Origin of the sequence: Arenimonas sp., from assembly GCF_035312645.1 — a bacterium.
In the GTDB taxonomy this organism is placed as follows: Bacteria; Pseudomonadota; Gammaproteobacteria; order Xanthomonadales; family Xanthomonadaceae; genus Arenimonas.
The window spans coordinates 1-21956 of the sequence record NZ_DATGBO010000055.1 but is presented as its reverse complement, the minus strand read 5'-3'; the positions used below and the strand labels follow the sequence as shown (position 1 = coordinate 21956).

Below are 21956 nucleotides of genomic sequence, written 5' to 3'. Positions count from 1 at the left end.
ATCAAACACAATCCGCGCCTGCGGCGCATAGCGGCGCAGCAAGGGCAGCAGCGGCGCCAGCACGTAATGACGCGAAGCGATGATCAGGTCAAAACGCGCGCCATGCTGACCGAGCCAGCGCGGCACGTCATCGAGCCAGGGATGCCACCAGGCTTCGACGCCCAACTGCTGCAGGCTGGCGGTATAGGCACCGTCGTGGTGATGGTTTTCGGCGAAGAAGCTGCTGGCGCAATTTTCCTGCGCGAGCAATTGCAGTATCTCGAACATGCGCAGCGAACCGGCATCGCGATCGGGCATCGGCGTGCAGGCGTCGAGCACCAGCACCTGGCGGCGATAGCGATGCCTGGCGGCGCGATCGATATCGGCCGCCAGCGTTGGCGCGGGATGATCCTTCGCCAACACGGTGGCCCAGCGCGCGAGGAATTTCTTCTGGTTGGTGACCTGGTAGGACTTCACGCCCTGCGTCAGATCGGTACCAGAGGTGATTCCTTCGTAGTGGATCACCACCGACGCCGGCTGGTAGCGAACCGTGAGGCCGCATTCGCGCACCCGCATCGCCAGGTCGGCATCTTCGTAATACGCCGGCGCGTAGTGCGCATCGAAGCCGCCAAGCTGCGCGAACAGCGCGCGGCGCAGCGCGATCGCGGCGCCCGAGCAGTAATCGACGTCGCGCACGAAGTTGTAGCGGGGGTCCGCAGGATCGTTGAAACGTCCGTAGTTCCAGCCACTGGCGTCGGAAAACAGGATGCCGCCGGCTTCCTGCAGGCGCCCGTCCGGGTAGACGAGTTTGGCGCCGACGAGGCCGGTATCGGGATGGCTTTCGAACGTCGACAGCAACGCATCGAGCCAGCCGGGCTGGACGACGGTGTCGTTGTTGAGGAAGACCAGAAACTCGCCGTTCGCGTTCGCGGCACCGGCATTGCAGGAGCCGATGAAACCCAGGTTGACGGTGTTGCGCTGGTAACGCAGGCCGCTGATGGCCGGCAGCCACTGTGCGCCGGCATCGCTGGAGGCGTCATCGACGACGATGATCTCGATCGTCGTCGCATCGCCGCTGTCGGCGAGCGAGCGCAGGCAACGCAGCGTGTAGTCGATCTGGTTGAAGACCGGGATGACGATGCTGGCGCGTGGCGTTGGCGAGCGCGGCAGCTGCAGCGCGACTGCATCGACGGCCAGCGGCGATGCCGCGTCGGGCAACTGCAGGCGGCGTAACTCGGTGCGGTGGTCGAGGTTTTGCCGCAGGCGGCGCCAACTCTGCACCAGGCCGCGTGTGCGCAGGCTTCGAGTCGCCCGCGTCAGCGTCGACGACATCCGGCGCAGGCGGTATTGCAAGGTCAGCGTGCGTTCGCGCAGCCATCGCGAGAGAAAGCGCAGTGGTCGCGTCATGCGCCAGGAGCGACTGCGCTGGATCAATGCGAGCTGCGCGTCATTGGCGTCGCGCATCGCCAGTGCCTGATCGCGCTGACAGGCAAGATCGCGGGTGTCCTGCTCGTAGTACACGTAGGATTTCGTCAGTGCGGCGGAGAGTTCGTCTTCGCGGGCGGCGAGGTCGTCGCGCTGCTGGCCGATCGCGATCTGCTGTTGTTCCAGTGCGCGTTGCCGCTGTGCCATTTCGGCGATTTGCCGTGCCGCCTCGGCATGTCCCCGCTGCAATTCGTCGTGGCTTTCCTGCAGCGTGGTGTGCCGCTGTTCCACCTGCGCATGCAGTTGCTGCGCTTCGAGCAGTTGCTGCTGTAGCGCCGAAAGCTCTGTCTCGCGCTCGCGCAGCGCTTGTTCGTTGCTCGCGATGAGCGTCCGGTAGGCGTGTTGCGCCGTTTCCGAGGCGAGTGCGGCCTCCTGCAGCTGCTGACGGTCTGTGTTGGCAAGTCCGAGTTCCATCTGCAGCGATTGCCGCATCTGCTCGGCCGCCGCGCTTTCTACCCGTGCGCGCCGTTCCGAAATTTCCGGTCCCATCCGCGCCGATCGGTCCGGCTCGGCGGCGGCCAGTCGCGGCGTCCGGGCCTGTGCCGGGCAGGCAATGCGCCAGGCATCGGTCATCGCTTCCAGGCTGGGCAAACGCGGCCGCGGCCGCGCGCGCATCGCCCGGACTTTTTCGCGGTCGGCGGCGAGTTCTGTCAGCATCGCCGCAAAGGATTGTGCATCGGCAGCGACCAGCCAGCCGTAGCCGGAGGACTCGATCCGCTCTGCCAACGCGCCGAGTCGCGAGCACAGGCAAGGCAGGCCGAGCGCCGTCATTTCCGACAGCGTGTAACTCCAGGTTTCCGGCACGGTCGATGGCAGCATCGCGATATCCGGTTGCAGCGCCTCGACGCGATCGCGCAATTGTGCGTGCTCATAGCGGGCCTGAATCTGCAGGCGCGGGTCGCCAGCGTATTTGTCCGCGGCGGCGTTGCCGCTGCCGAGCGCGATGAGTTCGACATTCGCCGGGAGCTGCGGCAGCAACTGATCGAGCAAAGTCTCGCCCTTGCCGCCGGAAAGATGGCCAGGAATCAGAACGCGCAGCGGTCGTTCCGATTGTGGCGCCCACGCCAGCGGTGCATCGATGGCCGGGGAGCCATGCGCGATCACCTGCCAGGAAAATGCCGCGAGTTCGGGAACCAGGCGCAGCATGCGTTGCCGTGCCGATTCCGAGGGCGTCACCATCGTTGCTTCGGCGGCACGCAGCGCAGCCAGCGTTTCGCCGCGCAAGTTTCGCCAGCGTCGCGGATCCTGGTGCGGAAACAGGAAAGTCGGCTGACTGCCACTGATCGACGCGGCCAGTGTTTCGTCGGCGATCGCGTCGGCCGCGCCTTCAGGCAATTGGTGCAGCAGCGGCCAAAATGGGTAGGCGTCATGCGCGCAGAACGCGGTCGGCAAACCCGTGCGCAACACGTCGAGGCTGTGCCCGATCAGCGAAGACACCAGCACCGCGCCGACGCCCCAGTCGGCGCCGATCTGCGCGAGCAACTGCGCGACTTCCTGATTCCGGATCGCCGTGTCCTCGATCGGTTCGGCGAGTTGCCATCGCCGCAGCGGTGGTTGATCGAGATCGTGGTGCAGGCCCAGGAAACGACCGAACGGTGGCCAATGCAGTTCGCCGCTGGCGACGAGGAACAGATGCTGGCGTTGCGTGTCGGCGGTGGCGAGGTCGCGCGCGAAGCGTTCGATGCCGCCACCCCAGTTGTGCAGCACATGCAGCAACACCGGCTGCCCGCGACGCAGGCGCGGCACGACGTCACCGGATGAGGCGAGCAATTTTTCCTGCAGCAAATCGATCGCGAGATGATGCAACGGCTCTGGCATCGCTGCTGCAGCGGCGCCGACCCAGACGCAGGGCAGGAGGCGCGCGCGTTGCGGGCAAAGGGGCGGTGCTGTTGATGTTGCCGTCAGCGCAGCCACGGCCTCGGCGCGCCAGAGACTGCAGCCCGGCGCAAAACCATCGACAGCGAAACTCGCGTGTTCGCCATGCGTCCAGCACAAAGCCGCGATCGTTTCGGCATCGCATTCAGGCAGCGCCGGCAACAGCGCTGCCGACAGCGGCGACAGCACGGATGTATCCGGGGATTCGCACCAGGCCGAATGCAGTCGTGACCAGGCATCGGCAGGCCAATGCGCGCCGGCGACGCAGAGCAGGACATCGCGACCAGGACGCAACGCGCCCGCTTTCGCCAGTGCGGCGGCGGGCGAATCGGCAATGCCTTCGAGGCGCTCGATCTGTTCAGGCAGCCCGTCCATAGACGCCCCGGGTCGGTCGGACCAAAGGCTGAGGACGGGCAGTGACGGTTCTCGCATTTTTCAGCCTGAAGACGGGGAGTGGCCGGGCAGGCCTGATAAACTCGCGCAAACCCCAGATTATCCACATCCTTGACCGACACCGCTGCCCCCGGGCCCGAAAACGAAACCCTGTTGCGCCGGATCTGGCGCTGGACCTGGCGTCTGGGCCTGCTCGGCCTGGGACTGCTGATCGGCATCGGCGGACCGTATATCTGGCACCTCGACAAGCAGGTGCGGCAGGAATTCGCGCAGTTGCAATGGCAGGTGCCGACGCGCGTCTATGCGCGCCCGCTGCTGCTCAAGGAGGGCGTGCGCCTCGATGGCGACACCTTCGAAATCGAACTCGCCGCCGCTGCATATCGCAAGGATGCCGGCAGCCAATTGCCCGGCACCTATGTACGCGACGGCAATCATTTCCTGGTCGCCACGCGTGACTTCATCGATCTCGATGGCCCGGTGCCGGCGCGGCATCTCGATGTGACGTTGGCTGGCGCTCGTGTCGCCACCGTGCGCGATGCCGATAAAAAACGTCGCCTCGACAGCGCCCGCGTCGATCCTGCGCGCATCGCCACGCTTTATGGCAACACCGAGGAAGAGCGCCGCCTGGTGCGCATGGAAGAAGTGCCGGAGCTGCTGATCACCGGCCTGCAGGCGGTCGAGGATCGCAACTTCAAATACCACCACGGCATCGATCCCTGGGGCGTGATGCGCGCGATCTGGGTCAACATCCGTGAAGGCGAATTCGAGCAGGGCGCCAGCACGATCACCCAGCAGATGGTGCGCAGTCTGTTCCTGAGCAACACCAAGACGGTGTCGCGCAAGGTCAAGGAAGCGATGTACGCGCTGATCATCGAGGCGCGCTTCGACAAGCGCCGCATCCTTGAGGCCTATCTCAACGAGGTCTACCTCGGCCAGACCGGCAGCCAGTCGGTGCGCGGCGTCGCCGCGGGTTCGGATTTCTGGTTCGGCCGCGATCTGTCGACGCTGCGCACCGAGGATCTTGCACTGTTGGTCGGCATCATCCAGGGGCCGGGTTACTGGGATCCGCGTCTGCATCCGGAACGCGCGATCAAGCGTCGCGCCACGGTGCTCGCGGTCTGGGAAGAACTCGGCCTGATCACGCCGGCTGAAGCCGCGCGCGCCAATGCGACGCCGCTGGGCGTCAGCAGCCGCCCGGGCGTGGCGCGCAATCGCGCGCCGGCCTTCATGGATCTGGTACGCCGGCAACTCGCGCGCGACTATCCCGCCGATGCACTGCGCGGTGCTGGCCTGTCGGTGATGAGCACGCTGGCACCGTCGGCGCAGACCTTATCCGAGCGCGCGGTCACCACGTCGCTGGCCAAGGTCGAACGCAAGGGCGGCCCGGAATTGCAGGCCGGCATGGTGGTGACCGATACCGGCAACGGCGAAGTTCTCGCGATGGTCGGCAACCGCAAATCCGACGAGCCCGGTTTCAATCGCGCGCTGGAATCGCAGCGTCCGGTCGGATCCCTGCTCAAGCCCTTCGTGTATCTGCTCGCGCTCGCGCAGCCGGAGCGGTATTCGCTGGCGAGTTGGGTCGACGACAGTCCGGTCGAAGTCACGCAGCCGAACGGCAAGACTTGGCGCCCGCAGAATTCCGACAATCAATCGCATGGCAATGTCACCGTCGCTTCGGCGCTCGCGCATTCCTACAACCAGGCGACGGTGCGCGTGGGCATGGACGTCGGTCCGGATCGCCTCGCGCAACTGCTGCAGGTGCTCGGTGGTTTGAAGGCCGAACCGAATCCGTCGCTGATCCTCGGCTCGGTCGACCTGTCGGTGTTTTCGATGGCGCAGATGTACCAGTTCCTCGCTTCGGGCGGACAGGTGCAGCCGCTGCGTGCAGTGCGCGGCGTGCTCAATCCGCAGGGCAAGGCGATCAATCGCTACGATTTCCACGCCGAGCCCGCGCAGGAAGGCGACGCGATCGCTGCGCGTCTGGTCACACTGGCCTTGCAGGGCACGGTGACCAACGGCACCGCGCATCAACTCGTCGCCGATGGTCTCGGCCCGTTGCAATCGGCGGGCAAGACCGGCACCAGCAACGACAGCCGCGACAGTTGGTATGCCGGTTACACCGGCGATCATCTGGCGGTGGTGTGGATGGGCAACGACAAGAACGAACCCACCGGCTTGTACGGCGCCACTGGCGCGATGCGCGTGTGGTCGGCGCTGTTCGAGAAATTGCCGACGCAACCGCTGACCGTGAGCGGGCAGGGCATCGAATGGACCTGGCTCGATGCCAGCGAATTCGCCACCACCGAAGAAACCTGCCCGGGCGCGCGCCGCGCCGCGTTCGTGAGCGGCTACCTGCCCAACGAACACAAGACCTGCCAGGAGAGCAACTGGCTCGACTGGTTCCACCTCAATGGCGGCGGCGACAATCCGCCTCCGCCGCCACCGGCGGATCAACAGCAATGACACGTCTCGTCCTCGCCTTCGTTTTCATCGGCCTGATGTTGAGCGGCTGTGGTGCCAGCAGCGGTGGCAGTGCCGGTACGCATCATCTGTCGCCGAACGAAATGCTCGCGCAGGTGCGCGCGGCCGGCGTGACGGGCGTTGAACTCGACGTACAGCCGCTGCGCGATCCGCAGGTCGAGGATCTGCGCGCGGCGGCGACGCAGGCCGAGAACGGTCGTGATTACGTCGGCGCCAATCGCGCGCTCGCGCAGGCGCTGCAGCTGATGCCCAACGATCCCGATCTGCTGCAGTGGCAGGCCGAGATCGCGCTGGTCACGCGTGGTTGGGCGCAGGCCGAACAATTCGCGACGCAGTCCTATGCCAAAGGTCCGAAGCTCGGCGGTTTGTGCCGGCGCAACTGGACCACGATCCGTTTCGCACGCGAAGCCCATGGCGATGCCGCCGGCGCCGCGCAGGCGCAGCAGCATGTCCCCGCCTGCGCGGTGACGCCGCCAGTGCGCATGTAACACGTGTCCGATCTGTCGAACCGCGCGCAGGCCGCGCTCGCCGCCGACGGCCCGCTTGCCGACAAGCTCGAGGGTTATGTGCCGCGGCTGGCGCAGCAGCATCTCGCCGAAGCCGTCGCCGATGCGATCGATCAGCGCGCCACGCTGATCGCCGAGGCCGGTACCGGCACCGGAAAAACTTACGCCTATCTCGTGCCGGCCTTGTTGTCGGGCGATCGCGTGATCATTTCCACCGGCACGCGTGCCCTGCAGGACCAGCTCTACCATCGCGATCTGCCGCGTGTGCGTGCCGCGCTCGGCGCCAGCATGAAAACGGCATTGCTCAAGGGCCGCAGCAATTATCTGTGTCGCTATCGCATGGAGCAGGCCAAGGGCGAGCGTTTCATCAGCCGCGAAGTCGCCGCGCAATTCCAGCGTGTGGTGGCGTGGAGCGGTCGCAGTCAGCGCGGCGATCTCTCCGAACTGCCCGATATCGCCGAGGACAGCCCGCTCTGGCCGCAGGTCACTTCGACTGCCGACAATTGTCTCGGCAGTGAATGCCCATTCTGGTCGGAATGTTTCGTGGTCAAGGCGCGCCAGGAAGCGCAGTCGGCCGACATCGTCGTGGTCAACCATCATCTGCTGCTCGCCGATCTTGCGATCAAGCAGGAGGGCTTCGGCGAGATCCTGCCCGGCGCCTCGGCGTTCGTGCTCGATGAAGCGCATCAGTTGCCGGAACTCGCCGCGCAGTTTTTCGGCGAAGGCCTCGGCGCGCGGCAATTGCTCGAGCTGGCGCGCGATGCGCTCAAGGAATCGGCGAACGTGCCCGGCGCACTGGCCAGCGTGCAGCAGCCGATGCGCACGTTGGAACACGCGGTGCGCGAACTGCGTCTGGCGATGGACAGCATGGCCACGCGCGGCAATGTCGCACGCCTGCGCGGCAATGCCGGCGCAGCCGCGGCATTGACGGCCCTGCAGACGGCGCTGGAAGAATTCCATACCGGTTTGCTGCCATTGGCGGAAGCGTCGCCGGGATTCACCGCCTGTGTTGAAAGGGCGAATGTGGTGTTACTGCGGCTTCGTCGCTGGAGCGACGTGGAAAGCGGCGACGATGCGGTACGGTGGTACGAATTGACGCAGCGCGGCTTCACGCTGCAGCGCACGCCGCTCGATGTCTCCGGCCCGCTGCGCAATTATCGCGAGCAATCGCGCGCTGCCTGGATTTTCACTTCCGCGACGATGGCGGTTGCCGGCGATTTCGATCACATCGCCACGCGCCTCGGGCTCGATGCGCCGAACACCTTGCTGCAGCCAAGCCCGTTCGACTGGCCGAACCAGGCGCTGTGCTATCTGCCGCGCGGATTGCCCGAGCCGAATCTGCGTGGTTATGGCGAAGCATTGGTGAAAGCAGTCTGGCCGGTGCTGGAAGCGTCCGCCGGTCGCGCTTTTTTGTTGTTCACCTCGCATCGCGCGCTGCGCGAAGCCGCCGAGGCCTTGAAGGATTGTCCGTGGCCGTTGTTCGTGCAGGGCACGGCACCGAGAAACGTGCTGCTGGAACAATTCCGCCACTCCGGCAATGGCGTGCTGCTCGGTGCGGCGAGTTTCTGGGAGGGCGTGGATGTTGCTGGCGAAGCGCTGTCGGTGGTGGTGATCGATCGCCTGCCATTCGCCGCGCCCGACGATCCGGTGCTGGAGGCGCGCCTGGAAGCGGTGCGTCGCGCCGGTGGCAATCCGTTCCGCGACGAACAATTGCCGCAGGCAGTGATTGCGCTCAAGCAGGGCGCGGGGCGCCTGATCCGCACGTTCGAGGATCGCGGCGTGCTCGTGCTCTGCGATCCGCGCCTGGTCGGCAAGAGTTACGGCCGTCTGTTTCTCGACAGCCTGCCGCCGCTGCCGCGCACGCGTTCGCTGGCCGATGTGCAGCGCTTCTTCGGCCACGACGCGCCGCCCGAGCCGGAGCCCGATTGGTTGGCGACGACGCTTTCGTCCTATCCCGAAAATCGTTGGGAGTAGGCTGATGTCCTGCCGCATTGCCGGAAACTGCCCGTCATGAAGTTGCTCGCTTTCGATACCAGCACCGAAGCCTGTTCCGTCGCGCTGTGGATTGACGGCGAGATGCGCGAGCGTTACGAGGTCGCGCCGCGCCGTCACACCGAACTGGCGTTGCCGTGGGCGGAAGAATTGCTGGCCGAGGCCGGTATCGCGAAAGCGCAGATCGATGCGATCGCGGTCGGTCGCGGGCCGGGCGCATTCACCGGCGTGCGCCTCGCCGTCGCGTTGGCGCAGGGCATGGCGCTGGCACTGGATCGCCCGGTGCTGGCGATATCGACGCTCGCGGCATTGGCGATGCGCGCGGTGCCTGCGGCGCACGCGAACGCTGAAATCCTCGCCGCGATCGATGCACGCATGGGCGAAATCTATCTCGGCCGCTTTGTCGCCGATGCTGACGGCCTGGTGACGGCGATCGGCGAGGAATGGATGGCGACGCCGGCGGCGACGACGCTTGCCGGCGATGCGCGCTGCCGCGGTGTGGGCACGGGATTCGCGGCGATGGATTCGGCGCTGGTCGCGGCGCTCGCGGATCGACTGGTCGATCATGATGCCGCGGCCTTGCCGCATGCCATCGACATCGCGCGTCTGGCGGTGCGTGCGCATGCGCGCGGCGAGGCGATCGCCGCCGATCTGCTCGAGCCGGCCTACCTGCGCAACAAGGTCGCGTTGACGTTGGCGGAACAGCGCAGCGCGCGTGAACGCGCAAACGACTGAAGCATCGCGAGCGAAACTCGTGATCGGAAAAAGCCGAAAACGAGAAAGCCGCGCGGGCTCCCGCGCGGTTTCGTCGTCAAAACTTTTCAGCGCACGCGATTGACCATCGCGTGATAGCCGAGCAGACCGACACCGGCAGCGCCCAGCAACAGCCCGGCGGCGCCCGGCGTGAGCTGCTCGATGCCCATCCAGCCGATCAGGCCGAACGCCAGGCCCTGCAGCGTCAGCACCAGGCCCCACTTCAATGCCGACAGGCGCCGCGTCTGTTCGTCGGCGAGCAGCATCGCCTTGATCAGGTCATCGGAGGCATTGGTTTCGGCAAGACGGCGGCGCAGCCGCGAATCGACGACGATCTTGATCGCCAGGGTGATGCAGACGATGAGGGTGATGGGGACCAAAAGGGCGGCATCGAAATCCATGGGACAACTCCAGTAGGCGGGGCCACCATGGCCCTTCACGGCGATGGACGCGGTCAGTGTGCCGGCGGTTGCACCCGCGCCGGAAAATATTTTTCGCGGTAGCCTGCAACCCTGGCCCTGCTGGCGGTATCACTCTGGCGATGAGCCCGGATCAAGACATGGTCACCGCCGTACTGGAACGCCGCCCGGGCGCGTTCGAGCAGTTGATCGCCCGCCATCAGGCGCTGGTCTGGCATCTGGTCCAGCGCATGGTGCAGCAGCCCGAAGACGCACGTGAACTCTGCCAGGATGTGTTCCTGCGCGTGCACGACTGCCTGGGTCAATACCGGTTCGAGAGCTCGCTGGCAACCTGGATCGGTCGCATCGCTTTCTCGATCGCCGCGAGGCATCTGCAGAAGAAAAAGCTGCCGCTGGTCAGCGCCAGCGACGAAGACGGCGAGGGCAGTTTGTTTGACCAGATCGGCGACGGCTTCGATCTGGAGGCGGCGAGCCTGGACGAAGAACTGATGCAGCATCTGGGTGAAGCGATCGAGCAATTGCCGGCGATGCAACGCACCTTGGTCACGTTGTTTCATCTCGAGGAACTGGGCATTGGCGATATCGCCCAGATCACCGGCCTGCCGATCGGCACGGTCAAGAATTATCTTTTCCGCGCCCGCCATCGCCTGCGCCAAACCCTGGAAAACACGCTGGGAGCCCCCGCATGAACCGGAACGAGCAAGACCAACACGAACGCTGGCAGGAGGCCGCCGCACGCGCCGAACGCGACGCATCTTCCACGCGCGATCCGCAGGTCGACGCCTATCGCCTGCTGCTGCGTGCATTGCGGCAGCCACCGCCGGCGATGCTGCCGCCGGACTTCGCGCGGTCGGTATTGCAACGCTGGCAGGCGCGCGAGGAAAGCGCCGGCATTGAAATGGCCCTGATGCGATTCCTGGCTTGTGCGTTGACGTTGGTGGGGGTTTTCACCGCATTGCCAGCGATCGCCGCGGCCATCGCGACATCGTTGCATTGGCTGTCGCGACAACCGCTGCCGGCGTCGCTGTTGCTGGTAGCCGCGTTCGGAATGGTCGCGGTCGCGCTGGTGGATCGCCTCTGGCAGCCGTTGCCGCAGCTGCGTTGAACCGCGCGGCCCGCCGCCGGGAAAAAGTTAGCTTCTGGCGCGAAAACCCCAGATGCAGAGCGCACCAGCAACGATCAAGCCGGCCCAGGAAACCCAGACAGGCACCGGCAACGTGCCGATCTGCACCGGAAGCGCCATCGCCAATCGTGCTGCGTGCGCCAACGCGACGATGCCGAAAACCGTGGCGGCGATCTTGTTGAAAGAAGACGTGGACATGTCCGTTCCTTCGATCCGATGGGATCGAAGGCATTGTGCGCCGAAGACGCAATGAAAGCGGCTCAGCCCGGTTCGCGCTCGTAAAACTGGAAACACACGCCCGACGGCGCGATCAGGTGGAATTCCACGCGGCCCCAGGATTTTTCTTCGAGCGGGCCAACTCGCGCGGGGAGGTCGCGATACTCGGCGTACAACGCCGCCAGGTCACGCACGCCGATGCTGAAGCTGGCGTTGTCGGCCCACAGGCGTTCGCTGTTTTCGACAAGATTGAACGCCACGCCATCGCGGGCGATCCCGGCCATGTTGCCATCGCGCCAGATAATTTCGAAACCCATGTGCTGGCAGTGGAACGCGAGTGCGTCATCGAGACTGTTGCCGCTGGGGATCATCGGCGTCACCGAAGCAAACGTGGCTTTCATGTCGGGGCCCTCGCGTCGCCGGTTCGCCACAGAATAGTCGCAACGCTGCGACAAATCCCCAGGCGTCAGCGCGTGCGACCGACGCCGTGTTGGTAGACGAGTTTTCCGCCCAGCCAGCCGGCGATGCCGAGGCAGACGAAGCCGGCCAGGCTGATCGTGATCGCGAGGGTGCCGGGAGCATTGAGGCTCATGCCCTGACAGCGCAGAAACAGACTGGTCGCGTAGCCCGTCCATGCCGCGATGACGAACAGCATGTGACGATTGCCATCGCGCAGCGCCGGATTCGCTTCGTCGATCTTGATCAGTTCGACGAAACCGCTGGCCATCGCCGCGATCGCGGTGACCAGGCCGATGGCCATCAGCACGCCGGCCAATTGCCAGGCCGGCTTTCCCCACCACGGGCTCATGACATCGGCGATGGTCGCCAGCGACCAGCAGGCGATCGGAAAATGCACGAGGGCAGGATGCAGTGGATGGCTCATGCGTGTTGCCCCGATCGACCGTAGCGACGACTAAAGCAGGACGACGCTGAGCAGGGTGAGGAAGCCCGCGACCGCGACGCCGGCGTGGATCACCACGACGAGTTTCGGTGCGATTTTCTTGCGCGCGTGAAACGAGGCGAGATAGAAACCGCCGAGTGCGGCGACCACGAGCAAGCCCAGCGCCGCACTGACGCGGGCAGCGCCGCCGTCTTGCAATACCGTGAGCAGGAGCAGCACCAGACCGGTGGCACCGAGCAATGCATGCACGATCGACAAGGCCCAGGGCGCGAGTTTTCCGCGCAACACGCTGGCGGCGAGCACCAGACCGCCGACGGCAGCGATGGCGAAAATCAGGACGGCATATTGCAACATGGTGTTCTCCTTGGTGAAGCGGCGGTGTCGGATCAGTTCGGGAAGATGCGGATCACTCCGTGCGTTCGTCGCTGCCCGGAATTTTTTCTGCAGCAAGTCCAGCGTCGAGTCGCGCCAGCATGTTCGTGGTCATGCGATCGCAGCGCGCTCCAAGAAACGGGAACGCTTCTGTCAAGGTGGTCGCGAGCGTGTCCTGCAAGGCGATGCGCAGCAGGCGGCGCGCGCGATGCAGGCGGGTCTTGACGGTTTCGGCGCGGATGCCGAGGCTGAGCGCGGTTTCCTCGACGGTGCACTCTTCGATCTCGCGCATCATGAAGACGATGCGGAAATCTTCCGGCAGGTTGTCGACCGCGCGTTCGAGCAAGGCGCGGATCTGTGCACGGGTTGCGGCGGCGGCCGGATCCTCGCTGCCGAAACGTGCGGGGAAATGCAGCACGCGATTGTCGCTGGCCTGCGCGCTGTCGATTTCCTCGACGGTCGCGGTCGGTCGATGCTGGCGCACGCGGCCATAGGCTTCATTGAGCACGATGCGGGTCATCCAGGTAAGCAGCGCGGCTTCGCCGCGGAAACCGTCAAGATTCTCGAAGGCGCGGGCGTAGGCTTCCTGGACGATGTCCTCGGCTTCCGAATCGTCGCCGGCGACGCCACGGGCGATGCGGAACAGGCGCTGGTTGCAGCGCTGCATGATGTGCCGGAACGCCTCGCGATGGCCGTGGCGCGCGAGATCGACCAAGTCCAGGTCGGTCAGCGCGTCATAGTCGATGCGTACGGCGGGGTCGTGCGTGGCCATGATGTCTCCCTCTTCCCTGATCGGATGCAGCAGTGCGGTCGAGGTTCCCGGCTTTCGTAGGAGCGGACATGGCCGCGACTTTGCACTTCCTGCGAGCGAGGTCAGCCGTGGTCAGAAACGCTGCGGCAATCGGAATAGGTCGCGGTCATGCCCGCTCCTGCGCAGAATGGTCAGCGGCTCGAGATCGAGCAAAGATAGATGACTTCGCAGGCGCCGCCGCCGCTGTCCTCGCGGGTAAGCGAACTTTGCCAATGCCAGTTGTCGTCGCTGTCGACGCGCACCAGCCAGCCGTTGACGCGCACGGTATCGCCCTGGCGGACACGGGACAGGGCATCGGCGACGCCACCGTCCGCGGGGATCATGTGCATGTTGGCGCTGCTGACGATGATCTGTTGCAGCGGGATCGGCGGGCCGTCGCTGCCCCAGCGATAGTGATACCAGCGGCCCGACTGCGAGATGTCGAGGCGATCGCTGACCTGCGGGTTCGCCATCGGTCCCCAGCCCAGAGCGAGATCGGTCGGCGAATATTTCGTTTCGGTGCCCAGCGAATAATCCTCGCGCGACAGCACGCGCGCTTCCAGGCTGAAACCTGCGAGCGGTGTGATCGTGGCATTGCCCATGCGCACCGGCGACATACGGCCGTCGACCGGACTCTGCAGGGGTTGGTCAGGCGTGACGAATGAAGGCGGCAGCGTGCAGGCGATCGGCCCGCCGCCCGCCGCGGCAGTCGCCGGCAGTGGCGCCTTGTGGCCATGCGACATCCAGACCAGGAGCAGGAAGGTCGCTGCGATTGCTATCCAGAGCCAGCGCGGCATAGGGTCAGCCGAAATCGGCGAGCAGCGCCTGGCGCTGGTCTTGGTTGAGTTCGATGCGCTCGGGCAGGCGTGGGTCTTCGATGCCGATCGCGAGTGCGGCGCCATCGCGCAGGGCGGCGATGGCCTGCATGGAAAATTCCAAGCGCAGGAAATGCACCGCAGACGTCTTGCCAGCGTCGCTGCGATCCAGGTCTTCGTCAGCGAAGGCGAGCACGCGGGCGTGACCGGCGACTTCGGCATAGACGCGGTGCTCGATGCCACCGAGTTGCGCGAGCCGCTGCGCGCGGACTTCCGGATCGGTGAATTCGAACAGCATCGTTGCCTTGAGGTTGCTGCCGTCGGGGATCAACGGGTTGTAGGCATCGAGTTCGTCCTGGATGCCGGCGGCTTCAAAGATGCGTTCGATGCGCAGCATTTCCTGCACCTGGTATTGCACGGTGAGGCGATCTTCGAACAGCAGGCTGACATGCCCGCCGAGACGGATGTTGCGGATGTGCTTGTGCGCGATCACGCGCTGGCGGAATTCGCTGCGTTCGCCGGCGTAGCGTTCCAGCGACAGCAGGTCTTCGTGGGTGAGCTTGGTCATGCCCGGGATCATATTCATGGCAGTGCCTCAGATGCCATAGGCCTGGCGGATCAGGCTGATCGGATGTTCGGCGAGGGTGCCGTTATCCAGGCCATGGGCGATATGCGCGCCGGCCATCACGCAGTCGGAGGTGAAGTGATCGGCCGCCGCCTGCGCAACGCGCGTCTCCACCGGCTTGGCGATCTTGCGCGCGAACGCGTACGTATCCTTCTTCACGCCGTAGGTACCGTCATGGCCCGAGCAGCGCTCGATGGCCAGCACTTCGGTGCCGGGCACGAGTTGCAGCACGTCGCGGGTCTTGGGGCCGATGTTCTGCACGCGCTGGTGGCAGGCGGCCTGCCAGGCGATCTTGCCCAACGGATTCTTGAAGTCGGTTTTCATCAGGCCGGCGCCGTGCCGGTGCATCAGGTATTCGAACGGATCGAAGAACGCGCGCTTGACCTTCTGCACGTCGGCATCGCCGGGAAACATCAGCGGGATTTCCTGCTTGAACATCAGCACGCAGGACGGAATCGGCGCGATCAGGTCCCAGCCGTCTTGGACCGCCTCGATGAGCAGCGGCAGGTTGGCCTGTTTGTACTTTTCCACGGTGGCGAGGTCGCCGACTTCGAGCTTGGGCATGCCGCAGCAGGACTCGCGCGCCAGCAATTTCACCGCGACGCCGTTGTGGCGCAGCACGGCGACGAGATCCTCGACCATCTTCGGATGGTTGTGATCGCCATAGCAGGTGATGAAGATCGCGACTTTACCGGTGGTCGGGCCGGCGGCGAGCGGATGATCGCCTGCATCCTGATTATTTTTCAGGCGCGCGCGCGCCGTCGGCGAGTGGTAGCGCGGCAATTGCGCGTCGCGATGCACACCCAGTGTTTTCTCGATCGCGCCGCGCAGCAGCGGCTGCTGATTGCCCCAGTTCACGGCTTCGACGACGACCGGGATCGATGCGAATTTTCCAACCAGCCGCGTGTTCGATATGAGTTTTGCCGCCGTTTTCGTTTCACCCTTGCGGTGATTTATCGCCTTGGCGCGCAGCATCAGGTGCGGGAAGTCGACGTTCCATTGGTGCGGCGGCACGTACGGGCATTTGGTCTGGTAGCAGAGATCGCAGAGATAGCATTGATCGACGACCTTGCCGTAATCGGCCTTGGCGACGCCATCGACTTCCATCGTTGGCGAGTTGTCGACGAGGTCGAACAGTACCGGAAACGCTTGGCACAGGCTCACGCAGCGGCGGCAGCCGTGGCAGATGTCGTAGACGCGTTCGAGTTCGCGATTGAGCGCGTCGACGTTCCAGAAATCCTCGCTCTGCCAGTCGAGAGGATGGCGGGTCGGGGCATCGAGGCTGCCTTCGCGCATGAGGATCCTGTGCTGCGTACGTCATTGAACTCGACGCCAGATCTGCCCTCTCCTGAGGACAGGAGAGGGCGTTGGCGACGGCGGTAATCCGCAGTCAGATCAACCCAACTCGCCCAAAGCCTTGGTGAAGCGATTGGCATGCGAGCGCTCGGCTTTGGCGAGTGTCTCGAACCAGTCGGCGATTTCCGTGAAGCCTTCATCGCGCGCCGATTTCGCCATGCCCGGATACATGTCGGAGTATTCGTGGGTTTCGCCGGCAATCGCGCTTTTCAGGTTGAGCGCGGTGCCGCCGAACGGCAGGCCGGTAGCGGGGTCGCCGACGGTTTCGAGATATTCGAGGTGGCCGTGCGCGTGGCCGGTCTCGCCTTCGGCCGTGGAGCGGAACACCGCAGCGACATCGTTGTAGCCCTCGACGTCGGCTTTCTGCGCGAAGTACAGGTAGCGGCGGTTGGCCTGGGATTCGCCGGCAAACGCGGCTTTCAGGTTCTCTTCGGTTTTCGTGCCTTTGAGACTCATGGTGGGACCTCATGGCGTTGATCGGAGGAGGGTCCCGGCGGCGCGGGACGGGTCGAGCATAGCCCCGGATCGTGCCGGCTAGAAATAAATTGTTGCGATGGTTTCGATAGGTCGTCTGAATGCTGCGCCGCAGGTTCCGGCGGCCTTGCCAGCCACTTGGACCGCGTTGTTCCTGCCCGGAAACCCACGATTATTTCAGCGGCGCCGATGCCTCGTCGGACTTCTTGCCGCGGATTTTCTTTTCGATGGCGACGGCGGTGCGCACAGGCGAGGTTGTCGTGGGCGCGGAAAAAGTCAGCAGTTCCGCCGGCAACTCGCGCAGCAAGGCGGCGAGCTTGCGCAGGAACGGCGTCATCGCCGAACTGCGTCGCCAGACCATCGCCAATCGCCGCGTCGGCGGTGGATTCCGGAAAGGCAGCAACTGGATGTTGTCGGAGATCGGCACCGGCGGCTTCACCGCGAGCATCGGCAGCAAGGTGATGCCAACGCCGGCGGCGACCATCTGCCGCAGCGTTTCCAGGCTGGTCGCGCGGAAGCCTTCTTTCTCGCCGGCGCCGGCGAGCGTGCAGACCTCGAGCGCCTGATCGCGCAGGCAGTGGCCGTCTTCGAGCAGCAACAGATGCTGGTCGGATAGTTCGGCGAGTTTCAGCTGGCGATGACCGGCGAGCGGATGGCTCGCGGGCAGCGCGAGCACGAAGGGTTCCTCGAACAGGAAATCCACTTCCAGCCAGTCTTCGTGCAGCGGCAGCGCGAGCACCGCGGCATCGAGACGGCCCGCACGCAGCATGCCCAGCAGCACTTCGGTTTTTTCCTCGACCAGCAACAATTCCAGGCGCGGAAAACGTGCACGGATATCCGGCACGACGTGCGGCAGCAGATAGGGCGCGAGCGTGGGGAACAGGCCGAGACGCACGCTGCCCGCTTCTGGATCAGTGGTGCGGCGTGCGGTCTCGCGCATCTGTTCGACCTCGGCGATGACGCGACGCGCGCGCTCGACGATGTCGGTGCCGGCCGGCGTGAGCATCACCTGGCGCGGCGCGCGCTCGACCAGCGCGGTGCCGAGTTCGTCCTCAAGCTTGCGGATCTGCGTCGACAACGTCGGTTGGCTGACGTGGCAGGCCGCGGCCGCGCGCCCGAAATGGCGCAGGTCGGCGAGGGCGATCAGGTAGCGGAGGTCGCGCAGGTTCATGGCTGTGGAATAGCGTATGCCTATCGAAGGGATAAAAACAATGTGCTTTGAAAATGAATGTCGCGTCCCCATACTTGTTCGAGACGGGCCGATGCCCGCGTCACCCTAGTCATCCTCAAGGAGTCACCATGCTTTCCGTTGGCGAGAAATTCCCGCAGTTCAAGGTCAAGGCCACCGTTTCCAACGATCTCAACACCGCCTTCGTCGATATCGACAACAACACCTACAAGGGCAAGTGGCTGGTGGTGTTCTTCTATCCGAAGGATTTCACCTTCGTCTGCCCGACCGAAATCACCGGCTTCGCGGAAGTGAATCAGCAGTTCGTCGACCGCGACGCGCAGATCCTCACCGGCTCGACCGATTCGGAGTTCGTGCACCACGCCTGGCGCACGCACCACAAGGACCTCAACAGCCTGCCGTTCCCGATGCTCGCCGACGTCAAGCGCGAGCTGACCTCGGCGCTGGGCATCCTCGACAAGAACGAAGGTGTGGCGCAGCGCGCGACCTTCATCGTCGATCCGCAGGGCATCATCCGCTTCGTCTACGTGACCGACCTGTCGGTCGGCCGCAACCCGGCTGAAGTGCTGCGCGTGCTCGACGCGCTGCAGACCGACGAACTCTGCCCCTGCAACTGGAAGCAGGGCGAGGACGTGATCAAGGTCGCGTAAGCGCCTCGGTATCGTTGTAGGAGGGCGCGATCCCGACCGTCGCGACTCGCGTCGCTCCTACATGACGGCAGGCAACTGCGGCCGAATCGTTCCGGTTCGGCCGCGTTTCTTCAGGAGAAGAAAATGAATCTCAGCGACATCAAATCGGCGCTGCCCGACTACGCGAAAGACCTGCGCCTGAATCTCGAGAGCGTGCTCACCGAGACCGGTGCGCCCGGGCTGAGCGATCTGCAGATCCGCGCGATCGCGCTGGCGTCGGCGATCGCCTCGCGCAATGTTGCGCTGACGACGGCCATCGAAGCGTTCGCCGCAGAAAAGCTTTCCGAGGCCGAGCTCAGTGGCGCCAAGGCTGCAGCGGCGATCATGGCGATGACCAACGTCTATTACCGCTTCACGCACACCAGCGCGAACAAGGAATACGAGACGCTGCGCACCAGCCTGCGCATGAACGTGATGGCCAATCCAGGCATCGAGAAACAGGCGTTCGAACTGGCCTCGCTGGCGGTATCGGCGATCAACGGCTGCAGCAAATGCGTCGATTCGCACGAAAAGGTGATCCGTGAGCACGGCACGTCGGCGCAGGGCGTGCAGAGCGCGGTACGTATCGCGGCGGTGCTGCATGCCGTTGCGGTCACTCTGGAATCGACATCACGGATCGACGCACTCGCGGTGGCGTGAACATGACTTTGGTCACGGGCTGAACAGGCCCGCGCCGGGCTATGCTCAGTCACCTAGAGTTGCACCGATTTGTAAGACCGCCGTCGGGAACTTTCCGGCGGCGTTTTTTTATCTGCTGCCGGCGCTGCTCGCTGGCGTGGCCTTGATCCAGCGCAGGCTTTCGGCAAGCACCGGCGAGTATTTCGCCGAAACGAAACCATCGACCAGACCGACATGGCTGACGCCGGGAATGATCTCCAGCGTCACGGATTCACCTGCGGCGCGTAATTTCGCCGCCAGGCGTTCGCTGTTGCGCGGCCAGACGGTCTTGTCGGCGGCGCCATGCAGCAGCAGGAAGGGCGGCTCGTCGCCGTCGACGAAATTCACAGGTTGCGATGCCGGCCAGTCTTTTTCTGCACCGAACACCTTTTTTATTTTCGGATCGGTGATCGGCAGAAAGTCATAAGGCCCGGCCAGTCCGATGACGCCGCTGAGTTGTCGCGGTGTCATTCCGACACGGGCGAGGTAGCTCCCGTCGGTGCCGAGCAAGGCAGCGATGTGCGCGCCCGCGGAGTGTCCCATCACGTAGATGCGCGCCGGATCGCCGCCGAATTCCGTCGCATGCGCGCGTGTCCAGGCGATCGCGCGGGCGCTGTCGTCGATGAAGGCGGGGAAGGCCACCGCCGGCGATTTGCGGTAGTCGGGGATGACGGTGGCGATGCCTTCGCGCGCGAATGCTGCGGCGACAAAACGATAATAGCCGCGCTCGCCGTTCTGCCAGCTGCCGCCATAGATGAAGACCACTACCGGCGCCGGCCCGGCGGATTGGCCGCGATAGGCATCGAGCGACAGGTGATGGTCGCTGTCGTACACCGTGGTCTGGACCTCCTGGACAGGCACGCGGGCATTGAGTGCCCAGAAATACGCGCCCTGGCAACCGGCCAGGAGCGCGGCGGACAGGACGGCGGCGAACACGCACGGGCGGGCGGGGATTGGCGTCATGGCGCTATCATTGCCGCCAGCTTGTCAGGATGGCGTTATGGCCCCGAACGAACCCAACGACAGCATCAATCGCGCGTTCGCCGCGATCCCCGAGCGCAATACCGGCGACAACATGCTGCGCACCATGCAACAGCATCATGTGCAGCTGTCGGTGATGGCCGATACCAAGGCGAATATCCTGATCACCGTATCGTCGATCGTGTTGACGATGGTGCTGGGCAAGCTCAGCGACCCCGATCTGCGCGCGGCGATGCTGACGCTGGCCGGCTTCATCCTCACGGCACTGTTGCTGGCGGTGATCGCGGTGCTGCCGAAATACCGACCGCTGCGACTGACCCCCGGCGCGCCGTTGCCGCCGCAGTTCAACCTGATGTTCTTCGGTCACTTCGCCGAATTGCCCAAGGAGCGTTTTCTCGCCGAGATCGCCGAATCGCTGAAGGCCGATGGTTCGGTCTACGAAACCATGGCCCGCGATGTCTATTCGATCGGCTTCTACCTGGCGCATTACAAGTATCGCTTCCTGCGCCTGTCCTACCTGTTTTTCCTTGGCGGTTTCGTCTGTGCCTGCATCGTCGAGGCCTTCCACTTGCTGGCGCACTGATGCCGGCGACGATTGCCGAGAGGCTGCGCATAGCGGCGGACAGCCTGCCCGGCGATACGTCGCGTGCCGATGCCGAGACGCTGCTCGCCTTCGCACTGTCGCGTGACCGTGCCTGGTTGTATGCGCATGGCGACGATTTTCTCGATGAAGATGGAGGTCGGAAATTTTCCACCCTCGTCGCTGCCCGCGCCTGCGGCGAGCCGGTCGCGCATCTGTGTGGTCGGCGCGGTTTCTGGTCACTGGAGTTGGCGGTCACCGCCGACACGTTGATCCCGCGCCCGGAAACCGAATTGCTGGTCGAGTTGGCGTTGCCGTACCTGCCGGCGAATGCCCCGGCGCGTGTGCTCGATCTCGGCACCGGCAGCGGCGCGATCGCTTTGGCGATCGCCAGCGAGCGCCGCGCTGCGCAGGTGACTGCGGTCGATGCCAGCGCGCCCGCGCTCGCCGTCGCGGAGAAAAATGCCGCCGCGCTTGCACTGGTGAACCTGCGCTTCCTGCGCAGTGATTGGTATTCGGCGCTGGCCGACGAGCGCTTCGAGGTGATCGTCAGCAATCCGCCCTATCTCGCCGAAGACGATCCGCATCTACACCTGGGCGATCTGCGCTTCGAGCCACGCTCGGCATTGGTCGCGGGCAGCGATGGTCTCGACGACATCCGCTGCATCGTGGCCGATGCGTGCGGGCATTTGTCGCCCGGCGGCAGCTTGCTGATCGAACATGGTTGGATGCAGGGCGCCGCGATCCGGGATTTGTTTACTGCTGCCGGCTTCGTCGATGTGGAAACGGTGCCTGATCTCGAAGCGCGTGATCGCGTCACCCTGGGGCGCAACAAACTCTCCGCGCACTGCAACGAATGATTTTCTTACCGATCGCGCCACGGACGCAACGGAACTTGCGCGTGGGCAGCGGGTCGGACGCCAGCGAACCAACTGAAAAGGATTTCACCGGATGCGTATTCTCAACCTGACCTGCCTGTTTCTGGCATTGGCTGCGGGGCCGGCGTTCGCGCAGTCTGCCGCCGCCACTCAGGCCACTCCCGTCACGCCACCTGCTGCCGTGCCAGCCGGTGACGTCATCGATCACGCGCCGGTGGTGGTCACCGGCGTGCAGACCGGGCCGGGCATGTGGAAGGTCAGCAAGGGCGATCACGTGCTGTGGGTGCTTGGCACGCTGTCGCCGCTGCCAAAAAACATCGAATGGCGTTCGAACGAAGTGGAGTCGGTGCTCGCGCAGGCGCAGGAAGTGCTGGATTCGCCGCGTTTCGGGCTGGATGCGAAGGTGGGTTTTTTCGGCGCGCTGATG

Annotated in this window: 24 protein-coding genes; 11 read left to right on the top strand and 13 right to left on the bottom strand. The window is 64.7% G+C overall.

Annotation, left to right across the window (positions count from 1 at the left end):
• A partial coding sequence (locus tag VKM35_RS05105) for a glycosyltransferase (RefSeq protein ID WP_324319030.1) occupies positions 1-3714 on the bottom strand: 3714 nt, incomplete at its 3' end.
• Between the two features lie 129 nt (positions 3715-3843).
• Here VKM35_RS05105 and mrcB point away from each other — a divergent pair.
• The 4 genes from mrcB to tsaB are packed head-to-tail and all read left to right on the top strand — an operon-like array spanning position 3844 to position 9446.
• Positions 3844-6195 carry a penicillin-binding protein 1B gene (gene mrcB, locus VKM35_RS05100; protein ID WP_414636565.1) on the top strand — a complete coding sequence of 784 codons (2352 nt, stop codon included), beginning with the start codon at positions 3844-3846 and terminating at the stop codon, positions 6193-6195.
• Positions 6192-6701, top strand: coding sequence for a hypothetical protein (locus VKM35_RS05095; RefSeq protein WP_324319028.1), 510 nt, complete (start codon positions 6192-6194; stop codon positions 6699-6701). The genes mrcB and VKM35_RS05095 overlap by 4 nt, the downstream gene beginning before the upstream one ends.
• 3 nt (positions 6702-6704) lie before the next feature.
• Positions 6705-8693 (top strand): ATP-dependent DNA helicase, encoded by a 1989-nt coding sequence (locus VKM35_RS05090; protein WP_324319026.1) that lies wholly within the window; start codon positions 6705-6707, stop codon positions 8691-8693.
• Between the two features lie 36 nt (positions 8694-8729).
• Complete coding sequence (gene tsaB, locus VKM35_RS05085) at positions 8730-9446, top strand: tRNA (adenosine(37)-N6)-threonylcarbamoyltransferase complex dimerization subunit type 1 TsaB (protein ID WP_324319024.1); 717 nt, start codon at positions 8730-8732, stop codon at positions 9444-9446.
• Positions 9447-9532: 86 nt separating this feature from the next.
• On the opposite strand, the gene VKM35_RS05080 is transcribed toward tsaB, so the two are convergent.
• Entirely contained in the window at positions 9533-9865 is a 333-nt protein-coding gene (locus tag VKM35_RS05080; protein WP_324319022.1) for a hypothetical protein, read from the bottom strand.
• Positions 9866-10005: 140 nt separating this feature from the next.
• Between VKM35_RS05080 and VKM35_RS05075 the strand changes: the two genes are divergently transcribed.
• Positions 10006-10572: an RNA polymerase sigma factor gene (locus VKM35_RS05075; protein ID WP_324319020.1), complete on the top strand. Its 567-nt coding sequence runs from the start codon at positions 10006-10008 to the stop codon at positions 10570-10572.
• The gene (locus VKM35_RS05070; protein ID WP_324319018.1) at positions 10569-10988 is read left to right on the top strand and encodes a hypothetical protein; all 420 of its coding nucleotides are present in this window, start codon (positions 10569-10571) and stop codon (positions 10986-10988) included. The genes VKM35_RS05075 and VKM35_RS05070 overlap by 4 nt, the downstream gene beginning before the upstream one ends.
• Positions 10989-11015: 27 nt before the next feature.
• Here VKM35_RS05070 and VKM35_RS05065 read toward each other — a convergent pair whose 3' ends face one another.
• The 10 genes from VKM35_RS05065 to oxyR form a co-directional block, all read right to left on the bottom strand.
• The gene (locus VKM35_RS05065; RefSeq protein ID WP_324319016.1) at positions 11016-11204 is read right to left on the bottom strand and encodes a hypothetical protein; all 189 of its coding nucleotides are present in this window, start codon (positions 11202-11204) and stop codon (positions 11016-11018) included.
• 62 nt (positions 11205-11266) lie between these two features.
• Positions 11267-11623, bottom strand: coding sequence for a hypothetical protein (locus tag VKM35_RS05060; protein WP_324319014.1), 357 nt, complete (start codon positions 11621-11623; stop codon positions 11267-11269).
• A 65-nt stretch (positions 11624-11688) separates the two neighbouring features.
• Complete coding sequence (locus VKM35_RS05055) at positions 11689-12105, bottom strand: DUF2231 domain-containing protein (protein WP_324319012.1); 417 nt, start codon at positions 12103-12105, stop codon at positions 11689-11691.
• A 30-nt stretch (positions 12106-12135) separates the two neighbouring features.
• Positions 12136-12477: a hypothetical protein gene (locus tag VKM35_RS05050; protein ID WP_324319010.1), complete on the bottom strand. Its 342-nt coding sequence runs from the start codon at positions 12475-12477 to the stop codon at positions 12136-12138.
• Between the two features lie 52 nt (positions 12478-12529).
• Positions 12530-13267, bottom strand: a complete 738-nt coding sequence (locus tag VKM35_RS05045) for an RNA polymerase sigma factor (protein ID WP_324319008.1) — start codon at positions 13265-13267, stop codon at positions 12530-12532.
• A gap of 170 nt (positions 13268-13437) precedes the next feature.
• The gene (locus tag VKM35_RS05040; RefSeq protein WP_324319006.1) at positions 13438-14082 is read right to left on the bottom strand and encodes a hypothetical protein; all 645 of its coding nucleotides are present in this window, start codon (positions 14080-14082) and stop codon (positions 13438-13440) included.
• A gap of 4 nt (positions 14083-14086) precedes the next feature.
• The gene (locus tag VKM35_RS05035) at positions 14087-14686 is read right to left on the bottom strand and encodes a DUF3501 family protein (RefSeq protein WP_324319004.1); all 600 of its coding nucleotides are present in this window, start codon (positions 14684-14686) and stop codon (positions 14087-14089) included.
• Positions 14687-14695: 9 nt separating this feature from the next.
• Positions 14696-16021, bottom strand: a complete 1326-nt coding sequence (locus VKM35_RS05030) for a heterodisulfide reductase-related iron-sulfur binding cluster (protein WP_324319002.1) — start codon at positions 16019-16021, stop codon at positions 14696-14698.
• Between the two features lie 99 nt (positions 16022-16120).
• Complete coding sequence (locus VKM35_RS05025; protein WP_324319001.1) at positions 16121-16537, bottom strand: rubrerythrin family protein; 417 nt, start codon at positions 16535-16537, stop codon at positions 16121-16123.
• A gap of 190 nt (positions 16538-16727) precedes the next feature.
• On the bottom strand, positions 16728-17726 hold the full coding sequence (gene oxyR / locus VKM35_RS05020) for a DNA-binding transcriptional regulator OxyR (protein ID WP_324318999.1): 999 nt from the start codon (positions 17724-17726) through the stop codon (positions 16728-16730).
• Positions 17727-17854: 128 nt separating this feature from the next.
• On the opposite strand from oxyR, the gene VKM35_RS05015 reads away from it, so the two are divergent.
• Both VKM35_RS05015 and VKM35_RS05010 read left to right on the top strand, forming a co-directional pair.
• Positions 17855-18394, top strand: coding sequence for a peroxiredoxin (locus VKM35_RS05015; RefSeq protein ID WP_324318997.1), 540 nt, complete (start codon positions 17855-17857; stop codon positions 18392-18394).
• 123 nt (positions 18395-18517) lie between these two features.
• Complete coding sequence (locus VKM35_RS05010; RefSeq protein WP_324318995.1) at positions 18518-19072, top strand: carboxymuconolactone decarboxylase family protein; 555 nt, start codon at positions 18518-18520, stop codon at positions 19070-19072.
• 108 nt (positions 19073-19180) lie between these two features.
• Here the strand turns inward: VKM35_RS05010 and VKM35_RS05005 are convergent, their stop codons facing one another.
• Entirely contained in the window at positions 19181-20053 is an 873-nt protein-coding gene (locus VKM35_RS05005; RefSeq protein WP_324318993.1) for an alpha/beta hydrolase, read from the bottom strand.
• A 37-nt stretch (positions 20054-20090) separates the two neighbouring features.
• Between VKM35_RS05005 and VKM35_RS05000 the strand changes: the two genes are divergently transcribed.
• The 3 genes from VKM35_RS05000 to VKM35_RS04990 form a co-directional block, all read left to right on the top strand.
• A complete protein-coding gene (locus VKM35_RS05000; protein ID WP_324318991.1) occupies positions 20091-20654 on the top strand; it encodes a Pycsar system effector family protein in 564 nt (187 codons plus the stop codon).
• On the top strand, positions 20654-21511 hold the full coding sequence (prmC, locus tag VKM35_RS04995; RefSeq protein ID WP_324318988.1) for a peptide chain release factor N(5)-glutamine methyltransferase: 858 nt from the start codon (positions 20654-20656) through the stop codon (positions 21509-21511). The genes VKM35_RS05000 and prmC overlap by 1 nt, the downstream gene beginning before the upstream one ends.
• Before the next feature lie 91 nt (positions 21512-21602).
• Positions 21603-21956, top strand: a 354-nt coding sequence (locus VKM35_RS04990) for a TraB/GumN family protein (protein WP_324318986.1), incomplete at its 3' end; no start/stop codon positions are given.